The organism is Pseudomonas fluorescens (assembly GCF_001708445.1).
Classification (GTDB): domain Bacteria; phylum Pseudomonadota; class Gammaproteobacteria; order Pseudomonadales; family Pseudomonadaceae; genus Aquipseudomonas; species Aquipseudomonas gorinensis.
The window spans coordinates 3,526,490-3,545,091 of sequence record NZ_CP015637.1 but is presented as its reverse complement, the minus strand read 5'-3'; the positions used below and the strand labels follow the sequence as shown (position 1 = coordinate 3,545,091).

The 18,602-nt window shown below is 62.0% G+C and carries 13 protein-coding genes and 3 pseudogenes; 8 read left to right on the top strand and 8 right to left on the bottom strand.

What is annotated here, in order from left to right; all coding sequences use genetic code 11:
- Nucleotides 1-38 precede the first annotated feature (38 nt).
- The gene (locus A7317_RS15630) at nt 39-740 is read right to left on the bottom strand and encodes a GntR family transcriptional regulator (RefSeq protein WP_024075781.1); all 702 of its coding nucleotides are present in this window, start codon (nt 738-740) and stop codon (nt 39-41) included.
- Nucleotides 741-742: 2 nt separating this feature from the next.
- On the bottom strand, nt 743-2,539 hold the full coding sequence (atzF, locus tag A7317_RS15625; RefSeq protein ID WP_155766406.1) for an allophanate hydrolase: 1,797 nt from the start codon (nt 2,537-2,539) through the stop codon (nt 743-745).
- Between the two features lie 266 nt (nt 2,540-2,805).
- Here atzF and A7317_RS15620 point away from each other — a divergent pair, with 266 nt between their 5' ends.
- Nucleotides 2,806-4,182, top strand: coding sequence for a pyridoxal-phosphate dependent enzyme (locus tag A7317_RS15620; RefSeq protein WP_069076256.1), 1,377 nt, complete (start codon nt 2,806-2,808; stop codon nt 4,180-4,182).
- On the top strand, nt 4,179-5,345 hold the full coding sequence (locus A7317_RS15615; RefSeq protein WP_069076255.1) for a cystathionine gamma-synthase: 1,167 nt from the start codon (nt 4,179-4,181) through the stop codon (nt 5,343-5,345). Before A7317_RS15620 ends, A7317_RS15615 begins: the two co-directional genes overlap by 4 nt.
- A gap of 258 nt (nt 5,346-5,603) precedes the next feature.
- Here A7317_RS15615 and A7317_RS15610 read toward each other — a convergent pair whose 3' ends face one another.
- Nucleotides 5,604-7,802 (bottom strand): OsmC domain/YcaO domain-containing protein, encoded by a 2,199-nt coding sequence (locus A7317_RS15610; RefSeq protein WP_069076254.1) that lies wholly within the window; start codon nt 7,800-7,802, stop codon nt 5,604-5,606.
- A gap of 213 nt (nt 7,803-8,015) precedes the next feature.
- Between A7317_RS15610 and A7317_RS31630 the strand changes: the two are divergent.
- Nucleotides 8,016-8,288: pseudogene (locus A7317_RS31630) on the top strand (PAS domain-containing protein); the annotation flags it as partial.
- A gap of 195 nt (nt 8,289-8,483) precedes the next feature.
- Nucleotides 8,484-9,581, top strand: coding sequence for a methyl-accepting chemotaxis protein (locus A7317_RS15605; RefSeq protein ID WP_410524631.1), 1,098 nt, complete (start codon nt 8,484-8,486; stop codon nt 9,579-9,581).
- 57 nt (nt 9,582-9,638) lie between these two features.
- Here the strand turns inward: A7317_RS15605 and A7317_RS15600 are convergent, their stop codons facing one another.
- Both A7317_RS15600 and A7317_RS15595 read right to left on the bottom strand, forming a co-directional pair.
- On the bottom strand, nt 9,639-10,163 hold the full coding sequence (locus A7317_RS15600; RefSeq protein WP_069076253.1) for a GNAT family N-acetyltransferase: 525 nt from the start codon (nt 10,161-10,163) through the stop codon (nt 9,639-9,641).
- Nucleotides 10,164-10,202: 39 nt separating this feature from the next.
- Nucleotides 10,203-11,606, bottom strand: a complete 1,404-nt coding sequence (locus tag A7317_RS15595; protein WP_069076252.1) for an XAC2610-related protein — start codon at nt 11,604-11,606, stop codon at nt 10,203-10,205.
- Nucleotides 11,607-11,733: 127 nt separating this feature from the next.
- Here A7317_RS15595 and A7317_RS15590 point away from each other — a divergent pair, with 127 nt between their 5' ends.
- On the top strand, nt 11,734-12,312 hold the full coding sequence (locus tag A7317_RS15590) for a cysteine hydrolase family protein (RefSeq protein WP_024075789.1): 579 nt from the start codon (nt 11,734-11,736) through the stop codon (nt 12,310-12,312).
- A 27-nt stretch (nt 12,313-12,339) separates the two neighbouring features.
- Here the strand turns inward: A7317_RS15590 and A7317_RS15585 are convergent, their stop codons facing one another.
- On the bottom strand, nt 12,340-12,984 hold the full coding sequence (locus tag A7317_RS15585) for a TetR/AcrR family transcriptional regulator (protein WP_081329220.1): 645 nt from the start codon (nt 12,982-12,984) through the stop codon (nt 12,340-12,342).
- Between the two features lie 72 nt (nt 12,985-13,056).
- On the opposite strand from A7317_RS15585, the gene A7317_RS15580 reads away from it, so the two are divergent.
- The 3 genes and pseudogenes from A7317_RS15580 (at nt 13,057) to A7317_RS31620 (ending at nt 16,064) form a co-directional block, all read left to right on the top strand.
- On the top strand, nt 13,057-13,923 hold the full coding sequence (locus A7317_RS15580) for an aldo/keto reductase family oxidoreductase (RefSeq protein ID WP_069076251.1): 867 nt from the start codon (nt 13,057-13,059) through the stop codon (nt 13,921-13,923).
- Nucleotides 13,924-14,111: 188 nt separating this feature from the next.
- A pseudogene (locus tag A7317_RS31625) lies at nt 14,112-15,209 on the top strand (cache domain-containing protein); the annotation flags it as partial.
- 87 nt (nt 15,210-15,296) lie between these two features.
- On the top strand, nt 15,297-16,064 hold the full coding sequence (locus tag A7317_RS31620) for a methyl-accepting chemotaxis protein (RefSeq protein ID WP_370531127.1): 768 nt from the start codon (nt 15,297-15,299) through the stop codon (nt 16,062-16,064).
- Nucleotides 16,065-16,222: 158 nt separating this feature from the next.
- Here the strand turns inward: A7317_RS31620 and A7317_RS15570 are convergent.
- Both A7317_RS15570 and A7317_RS15565 read right to left on the bottom strand, forming a co-directional pair.
- Nucleotides 16,223-17,629 (bottom strand): annotated as a pseudogene (locus A7317_RS15570) (DUF6531 domain-containing protein); the annotation flags it as partial.
- A gap of 226 nt (nt 17,630-17,855) precedes the next feature.
- The gene (locus tag A7317_RS15565; RefSeq protein WP_024074498.1) at nt 17,856-18,470 is read right to left on the bottom strand and encodes a LysE family translocator; all 615 of its coding nucleotides are present in this window, start codon (nt 18,468-18,470) and stop codon (nt 17,856-17,858) included.
- Nucleotides 18,471-18,602: the final 132 nt, after the last annotated feature.

The window sequence follows — 18,602 nt, the reverse complement described above, 5'->3', positions numbered from 1 at the left end:
CTGTGTAGGAGCGAGCAAGCTCGCGCCTACGGGCTTGCTCAAGGCGTGCGCGGCTTGGCCATCTGCAACCGATGCAAGGTGATCTCGCGCACTGCCTGCTTGCTCAGTTCGATATGCCGCTTGAGCAAGTGCTGCGCCTGATCGACACGCCGTTGCAGGATCGCGGTGAGTATTTGCCCATGCTCCTCGTACGTCGCCGCAATGCGTGAAGCCTGGGTAAAGTCGAGGCGCCGGATGATGCGGATCTTTTCCGTAAGGGCGTAGTGCATGTGTGCCATCTCACGGTTGCCGGTGGCTTGCACCAGGGCGCAGTGAAAGTGTTCATCCAGCGCCGACACCGCCTGACTGTCCTGCAGGCGCTCACATTCCTCCACCAGCCAGGTCGCCTGCAGCCCTTGCAAGATCGGGTTCGGTTGCTCCATCGCGCATAAACGGCTGACAGCGGCCAGTTCCAGCACGATCCGCACGTCATACAGCTCTTCGAAATAGGTGAAGTCGAACGGTTTCACCTGCCAGCCGCTGCGGAAGTACACCGCCAGGTAGCCTTCCCGTTCCAGGCGGTACAGCGCCTGGCGCACGGGTGTACGGCTGACACTCATGCGCTCGGCCACTTCGCCCTCGCTGAAACGGTCGCCAGGCAACAGGCGAAAGTCGAAGATATCCGCCTTGAGTTGCGCATAGATCTGCTCGGCCAGGCTGTCCGGGCGCTCGCGCGGTTTTTTCAGCGTTGAAAGCGGCATGCTTACCCCTTGCTGGTGACATAGGCGCGCCAGCCGCCAAACTCAGTGACATCCAGCGCATCCGCCAGGGCCCAGGGTTCGCAGATAAAGCCTTTGACACTGCGTCCATCCGCCAGCATCAGGGTGCCGATCCCCAGCGGTGCGGGAATTTCGGCGACGAACTCGCCAAAACGGGCGATAGGCATGTCCCACAGCTCGACGATGATCGATCGGCCACCTTCCGCCCTGGCCAGCCCCGGCTTGGGCGGCACAGTGCCGGGCAGCGCATACAAACGATAAGTGCTGGCCGTGAGGGTCTGCTCCACCAGCACGGCGTTGCGTGTGGTCAGTTGGAAGTTCAACGGCATGCCGCTCAGGTGGGCGCCCACCACCGCCACGCGCACGGTACCGGGTGCCTGTTGGGCAGCAGCGGGTGCCGGCAGTTGGCGTTCGGTTGCGCCGAGCGGCAACTCAAGGCTGGCCTGCCAGCGCTGGCCCAGGTGCGCCAGGGCGCTGTCATGCCAGGCCGGTGCGAGCAGGGTAATGCCGCACGGTAGACCGTCCGCTCGCAGGCCCGCCGGCAGCGCCAGCGCCGACAGGTCCGCCAGGTTGGTGAAGTTGGTGTAGTAGCCGAATTGCGCGTTGTAGCGCACCGGCTCCAGCACCATGTCGGCGCGCGTGCGAATCGTCGGCGAGGTCGGCACCAGCAAGGCGTCGAACCCCGCCAAGGTGTCGTTGATGCGGCGACTGAGTTCGGCCCGCAGGTATTCGGCCTTGTAGGCATCGCAGGCGCTGTACTGGAGGCCATTTTCGACAATGCCGCGCACCACCGGGTTGATGGCCTGCGGCTGGTGTTCGAGCATGCCTTCCAGGGCCACCGTGCGTTCTGCGACCCAGGGACCCGAATACAACTGGTCGGCCAGGGCCTTGAACGCACTGAAATCCACCTCGCTGATCACCGCGCCCAACGCCTTGAAGTGCTCGACCGCCTGCTCGAACACCGCCTGGTTCTGCGTATCGCCGAAGAACTCCAGGCTCGCCGGTATTGCCAGCTTGATCGAGGCACCCACGCTCACCGGCGCCGTGTAGGGGTTGCTACGCGAGTATGCGTCGCTGGCGTCATAGCCCTGTGCGACCTGCGCCACCGCGGCGGCATCCTCCACGGTCAGGGCGAACACCGAGATGCAATCCAACGTGCGACAGGCCGACACCAGGCCCGTATTCGAAAACCGGCCCTTGGTCGGTTTCAATCCGACGATATTGTTGAACCCTGCCGGTACTCGGCCCGAGCCTGCGGTGTCGGTGCCCAGCGCAAACGCCACCAGCCCGCGGGCAACCACCGACGCCGAGCCGGAGCTGGAACCGCCGCTGACGTAATCGGCATTGAAACTGTTACCCACCGCACCATACGGCGAGCGCGTGCCCACCAGGCCAGTGGCGAATTGATCCAGGTTGGTCTTGCCCATCAGAATCGCACCTGCCGCTCGCAGTTTGGCGACTACGGTCGCGTCCGACGTTGGGCTGTAGGCGAATTCCGGGCAGGCTGCCGTGGTGTCCCAGCCCGCCGCGTCAATGTTGTCCTTGATGGCGAATGGCACGCCGTACAGCGGCAACTTGTCGATATCGCCGCCCACCGCGTCCAGCCTGTCGTTCAATTGCGCCAGTTGCATGGCCAATTGCTCAGGTTGTGCGCGGGCAATCCAGGCGCTGTCATCCGCGCTGTATTGCGCCGCCAGGCTCAACAACCGGTCGGGGGTCATCGCCCCGCTGCGATAGGCCGCGTGCCATTCGCCAAGGGTCCAGCCGATAACGCTCTGCATAGGGATTCCCATCTTGTATCCAAGTTGACCTGTCTTAAAGCAAACCCCAGGCCAAAGGCCGAAACGCTGTGATGAGCGGGCTCGCGTGCCCATCCAGGTGCTCGGGCCTGCTCGTTGATGGCGCACCCGAGCGTCGCCCATGCGCCAAAAAAAGACACCCAGCCGACCGCTCGGTTGCGAGCCGCCCGATACCGGCCTATGTTCCAAGCCATGCTTTTCCTTTTGCTGTCCCCCACCCTACGCCCATCCCGTAACCAGGTGACGACATGCCTACGCCTTCCCGCCCCGCCGTCCTCGAACTGATCGGCAACACGCCGCTGGTACGCGTCAGCCGTTTCGATACCGGCCTCTGCACCCTGTTTCTCAAGCTCGAATCGCAAAACCCCGGTGGTTCCATCAAGGACCGCATCGGCCTGGCCATGATCGACGCCGCCGAACGCGACGGCCGCCTGCGCCCTGGCGGCACCATTATCGAAGCCACCGCCGGCAACACCGGTCTGGGCCTGGCGCTGGTAGGCCGGGCCAAGGGCTACCGGGTCGTGCTGGTAGTGCCCGACAAGATGTCCACGGAAAAAGTGCTGCACCTCAAGGCCATGGGCGCCGAAGTGCATATCACCCGCTCCGATGTGGGCAAGGGCCACCCCGAGTATTACCAGGACGTGGCCGCGCGCCTGGCCAAGGGCATTCCCGACGCGTTCTTCGCCGACCAGTTCAACAACCCGGCCAACCCCCTGGCTCATGAAACCAGCACTGCCCCGGAAATCTGGGCGCAAACCCAGCACGACGTGGACGCGATTGTGGTGGGGGTCGGCTCAGCGGGCACCCTCACCGGCCTGACCCGCTTTTTCAAGCGCGTACAACCCGACCTGGCCATGGTGCTGGCCGACCCGGTGGGCTCGGTAATGGCGGAATACAGCCGCAGTGGCCGCCTGGAAACGCCAGGCTCGTGGGCGGTGGAAGGCATTGGCGAGGATTTCATTCCGTCGATCGCCGACCTCTCCAGCGTGCGCCAAGCCTATTCCATCAGCGATGAAGAAAGCTTCGACCACGCCCGCCAACTGCTCAAGGCCGAGGGCATTCTCGGCGGTTCCTCCACCGGTACCCTGTTCGCCGCCGCGCTGCGCTATTGCCGTGCGCAGACCGAGCCCAAGCGCGTGGTCACGTTCGTCTGCGACACCGGCACGCGCTACCTGTCAAAGGTCTACAACGACCAATGGATGAAGGATGCGGGCCTGCTGCAATACAAGCACTACGGCGACCTGCGCGACCTGATCGCCCGCCGCTTCGAAGATGGCCGCGTGATCAGCGTGAGCCCCGACGACACCCTGCTCACCGCCTTCCAGCGCATGCGCCTGGCCGATGTCTCGCAACTGCCGGTGCTGGTGGACGGACAGACATTGGTGGGGGTGATCGACGAATCCGACATCCTGCTGGGCCTGCACCATGACGCCGCGGATTTCTCGATGATCGTCGCCAGCGCCATGACCGATAAAGTGCAAACCCTGGCCCCCAGCGCCAGCCTGGCCGAATTGCAGGCGGAACTGGATCGCGGCCTGGTCGCCATCATCGCCGACGCCTCGGGCTTCCACGGCCTGATCACCCGAGTCGACCTGCTCAATCACCTACGGAGGTCCCTTGCATGAGTCAGCCCGATAAAAGCGCGTTTGCCACCCGCGTGATCCACGCCGGGCAATCACCCGACCCGACCACGGGCGCGCTGATGCCGCCGATCTACGCCAACTCCACCTACCTGCAAGACAGCCCCGGTGTACACAAGGGGTTCGACTACGGCCGCTCCCATAACCCCACGCGCTTTGCCCTGGAACGCTGCGTGGCCGACCTCGAAGGCGGCAGCCAGGCGTTTGCCTTCGCCTCGGGGCTGGCGGCGATTTCCACCGTATTGGAATTACTCGATGCAGGCGCCCATATCGTCTCCGGCAACGACCTGTACGGCGGCACATTTCGTCTGTTCGACAAGGTGCGCCAGCGCAGTGCGGGGCACCGTTTCAGCTTTGTCGACCTGAGCGATGGCGCGGCGTTTGAAGCGTCGTTGCAAGACGACACGCGCATGGTCTGGGTTGAAACCCCAAGCAACCCGTTGCTGCGCCTGACCGACCTCAGCGCCATCGCGCGCATCTGCCGTGACCGCGGCATCCTCTGCGTGGCCGACAACACATTCGCCAGCCCGTGGATCCAGCGCCCGCTGGAGCTGGGTTTCGACATCGTGGTGCACTCCACCACCAAGTACCTCAATGGCCACTCCGACGTGATCGGCGGCATCGCCATCGTTGGCGACAACCCGGAACTGGCCGAACGCCTGGGCTTCCTGCAAAACTCGGTCGGCGCGATTGCCGGGCCCTTCGATGCCTTCCTGACCCTGCGCGGCGTGAAAACCCTGGCCCTGCGCATGGAGCGCCATTGCAGCAATGCACTGGAATTGGCGACCTGGCTGGAACAACAACCGCAAGTGTCGCGGGTTCACTATCCCGGCCTGGCGTCCCATCCCCAGCACGCACTGGCGCGTCGACAGATGCGCGGGTTTGGCGGGATGATTTCGCTGGATTTGAACAGCGACCTGGCCGGCGCCCGGCGCTTCCTGGAAAACGTCAGAATCTTCGCTTTGGCCGAAAGCCTGGGGGGCGTGGAAAGCCTGATCGAACACCCGGCAATCATGACCCACGCAAGCATCCCCGCCGCCACGCGCGCGCAATTGGGTATTGGCGATGGGTTGGTGCGGTTGTCGGTGGGGGTTGAGGATGTCGAGGATCTGCGGGCGGACCTGGCGCAAGCCTTGGCCCGGATATAAATCCTCCAGCCCCCATGAATCCCAGGTGGGAGGGGCAAGCCCCAATGCCGTTCAGTTAAGGCTTTTTTTGTAGGAGCGAGCTTGCTCGCGAAGAACTCACAGGCGCCGCGTTGATTCAGGAAACACGCGTTATCGTTGACGTTTTTCGCGAGCAAGCTCGCTCCTACAGAAGGCGATGTGCACTTAACTGAACGGCATAGGCATGCGCGACAACACTATCTCGAAGAGGTAGTGGCGCCTCCCACACGGGTCAGTGCGTCAGGCCGAGGTGATATTGGCCCGCGCGCCGTGCAGTTTCTTGTAGCTCTCGATCAAGCGTAGATGCCGATCCAGCCCTTCCAGCTTGGTGCTGGTCGGCGTCAAGCCATAGAAACGCACGCTGCCATTCACCGAGCCGATCACGGCGTCCATCCGCTCGTTACCGAACATCCGTCGGAAGTTGGCCTCGTAGTCCGCCAGTTCCAGGTCTTCGTCCAGTTCCATCTCCAGCACCGCGTTCACCGCCTGGTAGAACAGGCCGCGCTCGACGGTGTTGTCGTTGTACTGCAGGAACATTTCCACCAGTTCCTTGGCGTCTTCGTACTGCTGCAACGCGAGGTAGATCAGCAGCTTCAATTCCAGGATGGTCAACTGGCCCCAGGCGGTGTTGTCGTCGAACTCGATGCCGATCAAGGTGGTGATATCGGTGTAGTCGTCCAGCTCGCTCTCCACCAGGCGCTCGGCCAGGGCCTTGAGCTCGGCATCGCTGAGGCTGTGCAGGTTGAGGATGTCGGCGCGGAAAAACAGGGCCTTGTTGGTGTTATCCCAGATCAGGTCGTCCACCGGGTAGATTTCCGAGTAGTCCGGCACCAGGATGCGGCAGGCCGTGGCGCCAAGGTGCTCGTACACCGCCATGTACGACTCCTTGCCCATGTTGTCGAGGATGCCGAACAGGGTCGCGGCCTCTTCGGCGTTGGAGTTTTCACCCTGGCCCGAGAAGTCCCACTCGACGAATTCGTAATCCGACTGGGCACTGAAGAAGCGCCACGACACCACACCGCTGGAGTCAATGAAGTGTTCGACAAAGTTGTTCGGCTCGGTGACTGCATGGCCTTCAAAGGTTGGCTGCGGCAAATCGTTCAAGCCTTCGAAGCTGCGGCCTTGCAGCAGTTCGGTGAGGCTGCGCTCCAGGGCCACTTCCATACTCGGGTGCGCGCCGAATGAGGCGAATACGCCTCCGGTACGCGGGTTCATCAAGGTCACGCACATCACCGGGAATTCACCGCCCAGCGACGCATCCTTGACCAGCACCGGGAAGCCCTGGGCTTCCAGGCCTTCGATACCGGCCAGGATACCGGGGTACTTCGCCAGCACCTCGGCCGGCACGTCCGGCAGCGCGAACTCGCCTTCGATGATTTCACGCTTGACCGCGCGCTCGAAGATTTCCGACAGGCACTGCACCTGGGCTTCGGCCAAGGTATTGCCGGCACTCATGCCATTGCTCAGGTAGAGGTTTTCGATCAGGTTGGACGGGAAATACACCACCTCGCCATCGGACTGGCGCACAAACGGCAGCGAGACAATGCCACGTTCTTCGTTACCGGAATTGGTGTCGAACAGGTGGGAACCGCGCAGCTCACCGTCGCGGTTGTAGATCTTCAGGCAGTAGGCGTCGAGGATTTCCGGCGGCAGTTCATCCTTGCGCCCCGGCTGGAACCAACGCTCATCGGGGTAATGCACGAACGGCGCGTTGGCCAATTCCTCGCCCCAGAACTGATCGTTGTAGAAGAAGTTGCAGTTGAGCCGCTCGATAAACTCGCCCAACGCCGACGCCAGGGCGCCTTCCTTGGTCGCGCCTTTGCCGTTGGTAAAGCACATCGGCGAGTGCGCATCACGGATATGCAGGGACCAGACGTTGGGCACGATATTGCGCCACGAGGCGATCTCGATCTTCATGCCCAGGCCGGCCAGGATCCCGGACATATTGGCGATCGTCTGCTCCAGCGGCAGGTCCTTGCCCGCGATATAAGTGCCCGCGTCGGATGGGCTGCCGGGCATCAACAAGGCCTGGGCATCGGCGTCGAGGTTGTCCACTTCTTCGATGACGAATTCCGGCCCGGCCTGCACCACTTTCTTCACGGTGCAACGGTCGATGGAACGCAGGATACCCTGGCGGTCCTTCTCGGAAATGTCCGCAGGCAGCTCGACCTGGATCTTGAAGATCTGGTTGTAGCGGTTTTCCGGATCAACGATGTTGTTCTGCGACAGGCGGATATTTTCCGTGGGGATATTGCGCGTCTGGCAGTACAGCTTCACAAAATACGCCGCACACAACGCTGACGAGGCCAGGAAGTAATCGAATGGCCCCGGCGCCGACCCGTCGCCTTTATAGCGAATCGGTTGATCGGCGATCACCGTGAAGTCATCGAACTTGGCTTCAAGTCGAAGGTTGTCGAGAAAGTTGACCTTAATTTCCATGCGGGATTACCAAAATAGCGAACTTCAAATTGGCCGCCATTATCCGGGATTTGCGTTTTAAGTCTTGTGCTTTCGCCATTCGGCCGCCGACAGGCAAGGCTGATTCGCTATCGACGCCGGTATAAAGCCACGCCAGAGCACTTGTCAGACGAAATACCATCAACTTATCTGTACGGTTGCCGATGACCTGCTAGCAATTCAGGGAGTAGTCGAATGCGCAATAACCAGCCAGTGACACAACGCGAGATTTCCCTCGCGCCTTCGCAGAAGCTCATTTCCGCCACCGATGTGGATGGGATGATCACTTACTGCAACGATGCTTTTGTCGATATCAGCGGTTTTGAACGCGCCGACCTGATCGGGGCGCCGCAGAATATCGTGCGCCATCCCGACGTGCCTCCCGCCGTGTTTGCCCATATGTGGCGTGCGCTCAAGCAGGGGCTGCCGTGGATGGGCATCGTCAAGAATCGCTCGAAAAACGGCGATCATTATTGGGTCAACGCCTATGTCACGCCGATTTTCGAGGGCAACCGCGTGGTGGGTTTCGAGTCGGTCAGGGTCAAGCCGACCGCCGATGAGATCCGGCGTGCCCAGGCGCTGTATCGGCGTCTGAGCCAGGGTAAAGCCGCCGTGGCCGCCCTGGACACCTGGGCGCCGGCCTTGATGAGCTGCGTGCCGTATATCGCCACCGGCCTTGCCGGCGCGGTGGGTGGGCTGTTCCTCAGCGCGCCGCTGGCCATTGCCGTGGCGGTGGGCGTCGCGGTTCCGGTGGCGCTGCTCTGCTCACAGTGGCGCCAGCGCGCGACCCTGCGCTTGCTGGTCGGCGTCGAGCCATCCACCTCCGATGCCTTGATCGCACAGATGTACAGCGATGAAGCCGGTCCCCAGGCACGCCTGGAAACCGCGTTCCTCAGCCAGAACGCGCGCCTGAAGACTTGCCTGACCCGTTTGCAGGACAGCGCCGAGCAACTCAGTGCGCTGGCCGGGCAATCCGACCGACTGGCCACGGCCAGCTCCACCGGCCTGGACCGCCAGCGCGTCGAAACCGAGCAGGTCTCGGCCGCCGTCAACCAGATGGCCGCGACCACCCAGGAAGTCGCCAGCCATGTGCAGCGCACCGCCGATGCCACCCAGCAAGCCAACTTGCTGACCGGGCGCGGCCGTGAGGTGGCGCGGGATACCCGCGAAGCCATCGAGCGGCTTTCCGCGGTGGTCGGCGAAACGGGTGTCACCGTGGCGCAGCTGGCCAGGGACAGCGATGAAATCGGCACCGTCGTCGATGTGATCAAAGGCATCGCCGACCAGACCAACCTGCTGGCCCTCAACGCGGCCATCGAAGCGGCCCGTGCCGGCGAGATGGGGCGCGGATTTGCCGTGGTCGCCGACGAAGTCCGACAGCTGGCACAACGCACCTCGCAATCCACCACCCAGATCCACGGGCTGATCACCAAGCTCCAGGCGTCGTCCAACAATGCCGTGCAAAGCATGGAGAACGGCCATCGCCAGGCCCAGGAAGGCGTGGCTTGGGTGCTTGAGGCCGACCAGGCATTGGTGGGCATCAGCGAAGCGGTGTCCCACATCACCGACATGACCACCCAGATCGCCGCCGCCACCGAGGAACAGAGCGCCGTGGCCGAGGAGATCAGCCGCAACATCACAACCATTGCCACACTGGCCGACCAGACCTCGGTCCAGGCGCATCAATCCACCGACCTGAGCAAGGAGCTGACCCGCACCGCGTCCACCCAATATGCATTGGTTGAACGTTTCAATCGCTGACAGGCGACCCACCGCATCCAGCAAAGTCGGGGGCCGGGCTGAAAGGTCGTCGGGTGGTCAAGCTCTGGCCACCCGCCACACCATGGCGCAGCGGCTGCCGGGCTCAAAGCCGTGTGCATACTCGTCTGCCAACATCCCGGCCAAGCGCTGATCCAATGACGCCTCGGCTTGCAGCTCAAACCCCAGGCGACGGTAGAACGGTGCATTCCACGGCACCTGCCTGAACGTCGTCAGGGTCACTGCGCGCAGTGCCTGTGAGCGCGCAGCGTCCATCGCCGCCTCAACCAGCTTGCGCCCCCAGCCCTGGCCGTGCAGCGACCGAGCGACCGACACCTCATGGATATGCAGGTCGTCGCCCTGGCGTTCTGCGCACAGAAATCCTTGAGGTTGATCGTTGGCATCGACCGCCACCCAACAGGTCGACAGCGCGATCCACTGCCGATGACGCTCGACGGTCAAGGTGCCTGCGCTGGCCAGCCAGCCCAAGCCATCGATCAGTTGAAAGGCTTGGGCGGCAGAATGCTCGATGGCGGGCAATAACGGCGCGTCATCCAGTCGCGCCAGGCGAATGTGTAGTGGCATTGGGTGTCACTGAGCCTCAAAAGGTGGAAGACGCGCGGGTCAAGGCTGCTTGCGGTACATCCCGGTGAAGTAATCCTGGCTATCCGGCGCCGAGTTGTGTTCGATCACCGCGAAGTTTTTCACCAGTTGGATGTGGTACGGGCCAACGCGCCGAGACGCCAGGGGTTCCGGCACGATAATCAGGTTTTCGGTTTCCATCGCAACCGTGTGATGCGCGCTGGCGATGGTTTTTGAGGTTCCAGCGGCGTTGAGTGTCAGGGTCAATCGTGCAAGCTCCCGGCCCTGGGCATCACGCTCGGGCAGGATCTCCAGGTCCAGATCACCGTCGCGGCCCAGGAAGTCATCGCGCATCTGGTAGTGGCCGCTGCGCTGGTCACGGGCGACGTCACTGAGTTTTTCGTACTCGGGTTCACGGTCTTCCGGGCGCAACTGGATGGCCAGTTCACGCGGCTGCCCCTTGGCGGAACTGACCCAGGTGCCGCTGTAGTGATAAGGCTCGACGGTTTCCCGGGTGATCCGCCAAATGCCGGTCTGATGACCATCATCGGTATATTCGTGCAGGTAGACGAAAGGCTTGTCGTCATAGTCGCTTTGGTCGCCAACCAACTTGATCGGCTTGCCGCTGCCACTCTTGGTGTAGCGCAGCTCACCGATCAACACGGCGCCCTGTTGCTGATACCAGAGCGCCACCGGGATCTTGCCGTCGAGGGTGCCGGCCAGATACTGCGGATCTTCGTTGACGGGACCTTCCAGGCGCGGTGTTTCCTGCCACTTGCCGTCCTTCAATACACCGGTGGTGCGCAGCATGTAGCCGCTGGGCATGCTGGAGTTTTCACCGTATTCGGTGGGCGGCACTTGTTCCTGGGTATAGGCATCCAGTCGCACCAACTCACCCTCGCGCATTTGCAGGCGGCTGGAGCGCGTCCAGCAGCAGCCACGGTCGGTTTGCGAATGGATGATGCCGTCCTTGTCCACCGAAAACATGCCGCCGAAGGTTTCGTTCGCCAGCTCCGTCAATGGCCGGTTCAGCACCCATTGGGGCTTGTGCGGGTCTTGCAGGTACACATCGTAGTGGTACTGCAGGCTCTCCTCGGCGTCCTCGCCATTGCGGATAGCCAGGTCCTGGCGGCCGTCGGCGTTGATATCGGCGAAATACAACACACCGTAGGCACCCACCAGATGGTCGCTGTCTGTCTTGCCATTGCGATCCAGCGGCACATTGGCGGCAGGGGTTTGCAGCTGTTGCAGGGTTTGGAGGGTGGCCCGGTCACGCACGGTAACCAGGGCACGGGCCGGCTGGCGGAGGTCTTGCGGCACCTCTGGAAACAACACCTCCACCAGGTATTGACCGCTGGGGTCATTGACCGAGAATGAGCGCGGCTCGGCCATCACGGGAGCCGTGAGGGTCATGGAAAGGAACGCACCGCTCAATAACACACGCATCCAAAGCATCCTTGCTGAAATTTTGCGCCGCAGTGTAATGGGAAATGCTGCGGGCTTCGAATAAATCCCTGCCATGGCCCATGTATCGACTGATATGTTGCGCTTCTCGCCAGTCAAAGGAGCTGCCATGGAACCGTTAGCGACAAACGCCGCCTTGTTGATCATCGACATGCAGCAGGGCATGAACCATCCCAGGCTTGGGCGACGCAACAACCCGCACGCCGAGTTGCAGATGCAGCACCTGCTCAACGCGTGGCGGCGATCCCAGCGGCCCATTGTCCATGTCCGACATATGTCTCGCTCTCCCGACTCGGTCTTTTGGCCGGGTCAGCCTGGCTGTGAATTCCAGCCGGCCTTGTGCCCGTTGGCGCATGAGCAGGTACTGGAAAAGAACGTCCCGGATGCGTTCACCACCACGGGCCTGGAGCGTTGGCTGCATGTGCGCTCGATCAAGCAGTTGGTGATCGTTGGGGTGATCACCAACAACTCGGTTGAAGCCACGGCGCGATCCGGCGGCAACCTCGGCTTCGAGGTAATCGTGGCGGCGGACGCCTGCTACACGTTCGATCAAACCGACTTGGCCGGGCGCCTGTGGCCGGCGGAGGACGTGCATGCATTGTCGCTGAGCAATCTGGCGATGGACTACGCCAGGGTGATCGAGACAGCTGAAATCCTGGCCGCGGCCGCCCCGTTGCAAACGGACTGACCGTGCGTAATCACGTTCACGCTTGCCCTACGCCTTAAGTGCAGCGGGCCCCCCATGGACTTGCAGATAAGCCCGCAACAGCAGCGTGGTCTGCTGTTCAAGACCGGCTTCGAACGTAGGCGAGGCATTGCCTTCGAGCAACGTCCTGACCGGGCCGACGATCGCGCTGAGCGAAATCCCGGCGGTCAGGATCGGGTCTTCGAAATGCGCATCGGGGGCGGTCTCCAGCATCGCGGCGATGGCCGCCACCATGCGCGTATTGATGCGGGCGACCAGCTCCGCACCACCCCGCTCGCCCGCGATGGCATACAACGCCTTGGACGCGCCCTGGTCGCGTAACTTGGCGGCCACCAATGCCGTGACCAGGCCGGCGGCCATCTCAGCCACCGGCACCTGCCGATGGCGAGCGCATGCCTGCTCCACCGCCTCGGCCACCCACTCCAGGTGTTTTGCCAGCACGGCGGCGAGCAGCGCGTCGCGATTCGGGTAGTACTGGTAGAGGCTGCCCACCGACATGCCGGCACGCTCGGCCACCCGGGTGGTTGTGCAGCGGATCAGGCCCTGCTGGGTCAAAACCTGAAGGGTTGCCGTGTGCAAGGCCTCGACAGTCGCGGCTGAGCGCGCCTGAACCGCTGTTTTTCTTGGCTTCAAGGACGCTTTGAGGGTGCTCACGGAATGCGAATTCCAATATCTGAAGGATCCTTCATATTAGAGCCTTACTCCGCTGAAGCAAGGGCGACCCCGATGACAGGTTTGAAAAACAGCAAGACATTCATACTGGGCGACCGCGAGGTCAACCGCATGGGTTACGGCGCGATGCAATTGGCAGGCCCTGGCGTATTTGGCCCTCCCAAGGACCGCGACGCCGCGTTGGCCGTGCTGCGTGAGGCGGTCGCCTGCGGCGTCAACCATATCGATACCAGCGATTTTTATGGGCCGCATATCACCAACCAACTGATTCACGAGGCCCTGCATCCCTATCGGCACGACCTCACGATAGTCACCAAGATCGGCGCCCGTCGTGACGCTGAAGGTGGATGGCTGGCGGCGTCCACCCCGGAAGAACTGACGCAGGCGGTGCATGACAACTTGCGCAACCTGGGGCTGGAGGTGCTGGACGTGGTCAACTTCCGCTCGATGCATTCCACAATGGGCCCGTGCGAAGGCTCGAACGCCGCCGCGTTGGACACCCTCGCTGAACTGCAACACCAGGGGTTGATACGCCATATTGGCATCAGCAATGTCACGCCGACCCAAGTGGCCGAGGCACGCCGCATCGTCAAGTTCGTTTGCGTGCAGAACCTGTACAACATCGCCCATCAACACGACAACGCCTTGATCGACACCCTGGCTGAGGAAGGCATTGCCTATGTGCCGTTCTTCCCGCTGGGTGGATTTACTCCGGTTCAGTCTTCGACCTTATCCAGCGTTGCGCAGGGGCTGGGCGTAACACCGAAGCAATTGGCGCTGGCGTGGTTGTTGCGGCGCTCGCCCAATATCCTGTTGATTCCGGGCACCTCCTCGGTGGCCCATTTGCATGAAAACCTTGCGGTGGGCGAATGGGCTGTGCCGGACGAGGCGCTGGCTGCGTTGAACGCCATCGCGGACTGAAGCGGTCCCTTGTGCGTCGATATCCCAGGTGATGCGCAGCGTTGTTCGGCGCATCGCCTGCCAATTGGATACAGAACAATCCAGAATTGTATTGTGTACAAAAAACCCTAAAGCTTTAACCCAAGCGAGCCGAAACATCGGTGAAAGCAAATCGCAGTGTCTCGGCGATTTGGCCGCCCTCTCCGCTGATGGTCGTCTCGATGAAAATAAAGAATAAGCTGGTCCTTGCGTTTGTATCTGTCGCGTTTATCCCGGTTAGCCTGGTCGCGGTGATCTCCGTGATGAATACGCGAACCCAGGCAGTCGATCAGTTCATCGATGGCAGTACCCGTGAGATACGCCAGATCGATGGCAATATCCGGCAATTCTTCGAGGGTACGCTGCAGAACGTCGATCAAATGGCGGCAGATCCTGTATACACGTCCGTGAACACCCTCAAGGATTATCGACCCGACAACGCCGCCAGCCAGCCCATGCCGGCGCAGGCCCAGCAGGTGATCGAACGGTTCGCGCGTTTTGGCGCGACCCATCCTTCTGCGGCGATCCTGTCCATCGGCCTGGAAGACGGCACTTACGTCAAATGGCCCGACGACCCGCAACTGGCCAAGTACGACCCGCGCACGCGCCCCTGGTACAAGGCGGCGATGGCCAGCCCCGGCAAGACCGTGCGCACCCCGGCTTACTATTACGACAAGGATGACGTCGCGCTGGTCGGCACCGCGCGGGCGCTACTGGATAACGCCGGCAAGGCCAAGGGCGTATTCGTGGTGAGTGTGTCGCTGAAGAACCTCACCGAGCTGGTCAAGAGTATCAAGCTGGGCGAAAGCGGCTATGTGATGCTGATCGAAGACGGCGTGGTCCTGGTTGACCCTCGCGATGCCAAGCACAGTTTCAAGCCGCTCAAGGACCTTGGCGCGCCGTACGCACATTTGGCCGAGACCGCCCAGGGATCGACCGAAGTGGTGATCGATGGCGTGCGCTACATGGCCAATATCTGGACCTCCCCCGGCCTGGGCTGGCGTTATGTGGGGTTGATCGAATACAACGAAGTGATGGCCGCCGCCACGCGCATGACCTACCTGACCACAATCATCGTGGCGGTGCTGGTCCTGATCTTTGGCCTGATCGCCGCGGCGTTCTCCAAGGTGATCGTCAAGCCGATCGGTCAGGTCAGCACCGGCTTGCAATCCATCGCCCAGGGCGAAGGAGACCTGCGCCACGAACTGCGGGTGCAGGGCAAGGATGAAACCGCTGAACTGGCCGGTTGGTTCAACAAGTTCCTCGCGGCGATCCGCCAGCTGATCCAGCATATTGGCGCGGCGTCGACCAACTTGCAGGACGCTTCACGGGTCAACAGCGAAGTGGCGCACAACATGAACGAAGCCGCCGGGCGCCAGCGGGAAGCGGTCGAACTGGTGTCCACGGCATTCAATGAAATGGTGGCCACCGCCAATGAAGTGGCGCGGTCGTGCAGCGGCGCAGCGGAGTCCGCCGAGAACGGCCATCGCCGCGTGGCCGAGGGCAAGCAGCAGATCGAAATGACCACGGACAACGTCAACCGGCTCGGCCGCCGCTTGACCGAGTCGTCCGAAGCCATGGTCGAGCTGGAGGCCGGCAGCCGCAGCATCAACCAGATCATTGGCACTATCCGTGCGATTGCCGAACAGACCAACCTGCTGGCGCTCAACGCGGCCATTGAAGCCGCCCGGGCGGGTGATCAAGGCCGCGGCTTTGCGGTGGTGGCGGATGAAGTGCGGGCGCTGGCCAAGCGCACTTCCGACTCCACCGGCGAGATCGAACAACTGCTCGGTACCCTCGGCAGCAAGACCGAGGAAGTGACGCAGAAGATGAGCAGTTGCCTGGACCTGTCCCGCGCCAGTGTGTCGTCCATCGAAAGCGCGCGGGACAGTTTTGAAGGCATCCAGTTGTCGGTCAACGAGATTCGCGACCAGAACCTGCAGATATCGGCCGCCGCCGAGGAACAGCACAGCGTGGCCGAAGAGATCAACCGGCATATCCAGCAGATCTACGACGAGGCACGGCTGGTGGAGAGCCTGGCCAATTCTGCGCAGGATGACTCGGGGCGGCTGGCCGGCTTGTCGGCGGAGTTGAATGGGCTGGTGGGCCGGTTCAAGTCCTAGGGCGCCGCGGACGTTGGGTGGGGACGACGCCTTGATGTGCTCATCCCCCGACCAATCTCCCTGTGGCGAGCGGGCTTGCCCTAATGCCGTTCAGTTAAGCGGACATCGCCTTCTGTAGGAGCGAGGGGGACGCCTAGTTCTTGCTCGCGAAAAACGTCAACGATAACGCGTGTTTCCTGAATGTGACTCCAGCCAAACCCCAACCCGCAATCCACTTCCACCGCACTGGTGCGGTACAACCGGGTCCACTCGAACGGCAAGATCCCGTCCAGCGTGCCATCGGTGAGGGTGAGCAGCTCCTCGCCGGTAACCATCGACACCGGGCAGCCGTTGGTTACGGTTTTATCCGAAGACGCGGCAGCATCCCCCGCAGGGTTTTTCCCCGAAACAGGCGCATCATCCACGTGCTCTTGCCGGACCAATACCGTTTGCTGGCTCTTGTTTCGAACTGCCGGCACCGAGTTTGAAACCAGGTTCTCACCCGCCTTCAGCGGTGCAACAGGTACAGACTTCGAGATCATCGAGCCGCCGAGCAACAACGGTTTCGCCGCTGCCACATGGGGCTCCAACGTCGGTCCTGCAACCTGCTTGGCGAGCAACTGCAGCAGCTCCCGCGCCCGTCCGGACTTGACCTGGCTCAGCACCTGGGAGCCCAGGCGCACCGCAACCCCCATCCCGGCCGTCGCCCAAATCAGCAGCAGGTTGATCAGCACCTCACCGGTGATCTCGCCCCACAGTTCATGCATTTGCGGGGGCGGCAGCAGGCGCATCCAACTGACCATCGCCGACACATAGATGAACAGCAGCGGCTCATCGCTGAGCATCAGCAGGCCATGGGCGATCTTGTCGTTGCCCAGCTTCAACAGCTCATCGAGCTCGGCCTGGGAGAGGTATTGCAGCAGCTTTTCGCTGTTGGGCTTGATGTCTTTCAGCAGCTCATACAGCTGCGTAATGTTGTCCCACAGGCTGTAGAGCGCTTTGCCGATACCACTTAGGAACGCGGTCTCCAGCAGCCTGCGCCGGTCCAGTGGGCTGGCGTCCGTATAGCCTTGCCACTGAGCTTGGAAAGCGCCGGCCCACTCTTCACGCAGGCGCGCTTCCAGCTCGGCGATCACCGACTGATAAGACGCATACAGCGCTTTGACGTGATCCTTGGAAACGTTGGGATAGAAGGTGATTTGGTACTGCTGGTTGCGATCGCACTCGGTGATTTCGAGGATGCCGCTTGGGCCGATGGTGTGCTGGATCGGCTCACCCAGCGGGCCGCCGTTTGGATCAACGCGTTGCAGCACCACCGGTGTATTGCCGATGGGGACGAAGCGCGTGCTCTGGAACATATGCACCAGCGTCAGCGTGCCATCGGCCCGGCATGTGGCGACGGTGCTGCTCGGATTGAGGGAACGGGTCGTCGGTGCGACCAGCGCCACCTCATCCCCTACCTTGAATACCTGCTCGACATCGAGTGCCGAAAAGCTCCAGAAGCTCGCCGCCCAGGTGTCAAAGGTGTTGAGGCATTCACGAAAGTCGCGGAAGACGCCTTCAACGTCGACCGTCTTCACGTCCATTGGGGTCAGGACTAACCTGCCAATGGCCGGGTTCAAGCGGCAGCCCCCGCCATCGGGGCCTCAATAAAAAACGCCATCTGCAATCCCTCGCACTGTGTATTCAGGCGAGGGACTTTGCAGATGTTCTCAGGGAAGGGGAGTAGAGGTTATCCGGCGATTGGGTGGGACGTTTCGTCTTCTTTCGGCCCAGCTCGAAAGGGCTTGGCGGCCCGGCGAATGTAAGCTTTCAACGCTGCGCAAATGCCAGGTTCAGCCCCAACCCCGCAAACGCCGCCGCAAAACTGCGCCGCAACCAGTTCTGCACCCGTGGCGACTCGACCACCGTACGGCGGAACCCGTTGGCCAGCAGGCCATAGACCACAAACACCGCAAAGGTCATCGCCATGAACACGCCGCTCAGCACCAGCATTTGCAGGGCGGGCGCGGTGCTGCCTGGGGTGACGAACTGGGGCAGGAAGGCCAGGAAGAAAATGGTCAGCTTGGGGTTGAGAATATTCAGCAGGAAACCGCGGACCATCAAACTGTGTGCAGTCGCGACCGTTGGCGCGTCGTTCATGGCGAAGGCCGAGCGATCCCGCCAGGTGGCATACGCCAGGTACAACAGGTAGGCGACGCCGGCGTACTTCAACGCTTCGAAGGCCAGCGCACTGGTGTGCAGCAGCGCGGACAGGCCAAGCACCGACGCCAGCAGGTGGGGAAGGATGCCCGCCGTGCAGCCCAGGGCGGCGAAGACGCTGGCGCGCTTGCCGGCCGTGAGGCCTGTGGACACGGTGAAGATCACGCCGGTGCCGGGAATCAGCACGACAATCAGGCAGGTGACGAAAAAGTTCAGGCTAAGCATGGCATTCAAACTCCGTGTAGGAATGGTCGTTGATAGATCCTGTCACGTTCGACCTGGGAGGGCGAGAGGGGCGATTGGCGAACCCGCGTTAGACTTACCGGTCGAACCCCGCAATGCCTGACCATTGTCTTT

What these genes read in the sequence shown, in the direction of transcription:
- A7317_RS15565 (WP_024074498.1), bottom strand. Translation starts at nt 18,470, where the DNA reads ATGCTTAGCCTGAACTTTTTCGTCACCTGCCTGATTGTCGTGCTGATT.
- A7317_RS15615 (WP_069076255.1), top strand. Translation starts at nt 4,179, where the DNA reads ATGAGTCAGCCCGATAAAAGCGCGTTTGCCACCCGCGTGATCCACGCC.
- A7317_RS15610 (WP_069076254.1), bottom strand. Translation starts at nt 7,802, where the DNA reads ATGGAAATTAAGGTCAACTTTCTCGACAACCTTCGACTTGAAGCCAAG.
- A7317_RS15580 (WP_069076251.1), top strand. Translation starts at nt 13,057, where the DNA reads ATGACAGGTTTGAAAAACAGCAAGACATTCATACTGGGCGACCGCGAG.
- A7317_RS31620 (WP_370531127.1), top strand. Translation starts at nt 15,297, where the DNA reads ATGAACGAAGCCGCCGGGCGCCAGCGGGAAGCGGTCGAACTGGTGTCC.
- A7317_RS15600 (WP_069076253.1), bottom strand. Translation starts at nt 10,163, where the DNA reads ATGCCACTACACATTCGCCTGGCGCGACTGGATGACGCGCCGTTATTG.
- A7317_RS15620 (WP_069076256.1), top strand. Translation starts at nt 2,806, where the DNA reads ATGCCTACGCCTTCCCGCCCCGCCGTCCTCGAACTGATCGGCAACACG.
- A7317_RS15630 (WP_024075781.1), bottom strand. Translation starts at nt 740, where the DNA reads ATGCCGCTTTCAACGCTGAAAAAACCGCGCGAGCGCCCGGACAGCCTG.
- A7317_RS15595 (WP_069076252.1), bottom strand. Translation starts at nt 11,606, where the DNA reads ATGCGTGTGTTATTGAGCGGTGCGTTCCTTTCCATGACCCTCACGGCT.
- A7317_RS15590 (WP_024075789.1), top strand. Translation starts at nt 11,734, where the DNA reads ATGGAACCGTTAGCGACAAACGCCGCCTTGTTGATCATCGACATGCAG.
- atzF (WP_155766406.1), bottom strand. Translation starts at nt 2,539, where the DNA reads ATGCAGAGCGTTATCGGCTGGACCCTTGGCGAATGGCACGCGGCCTAT.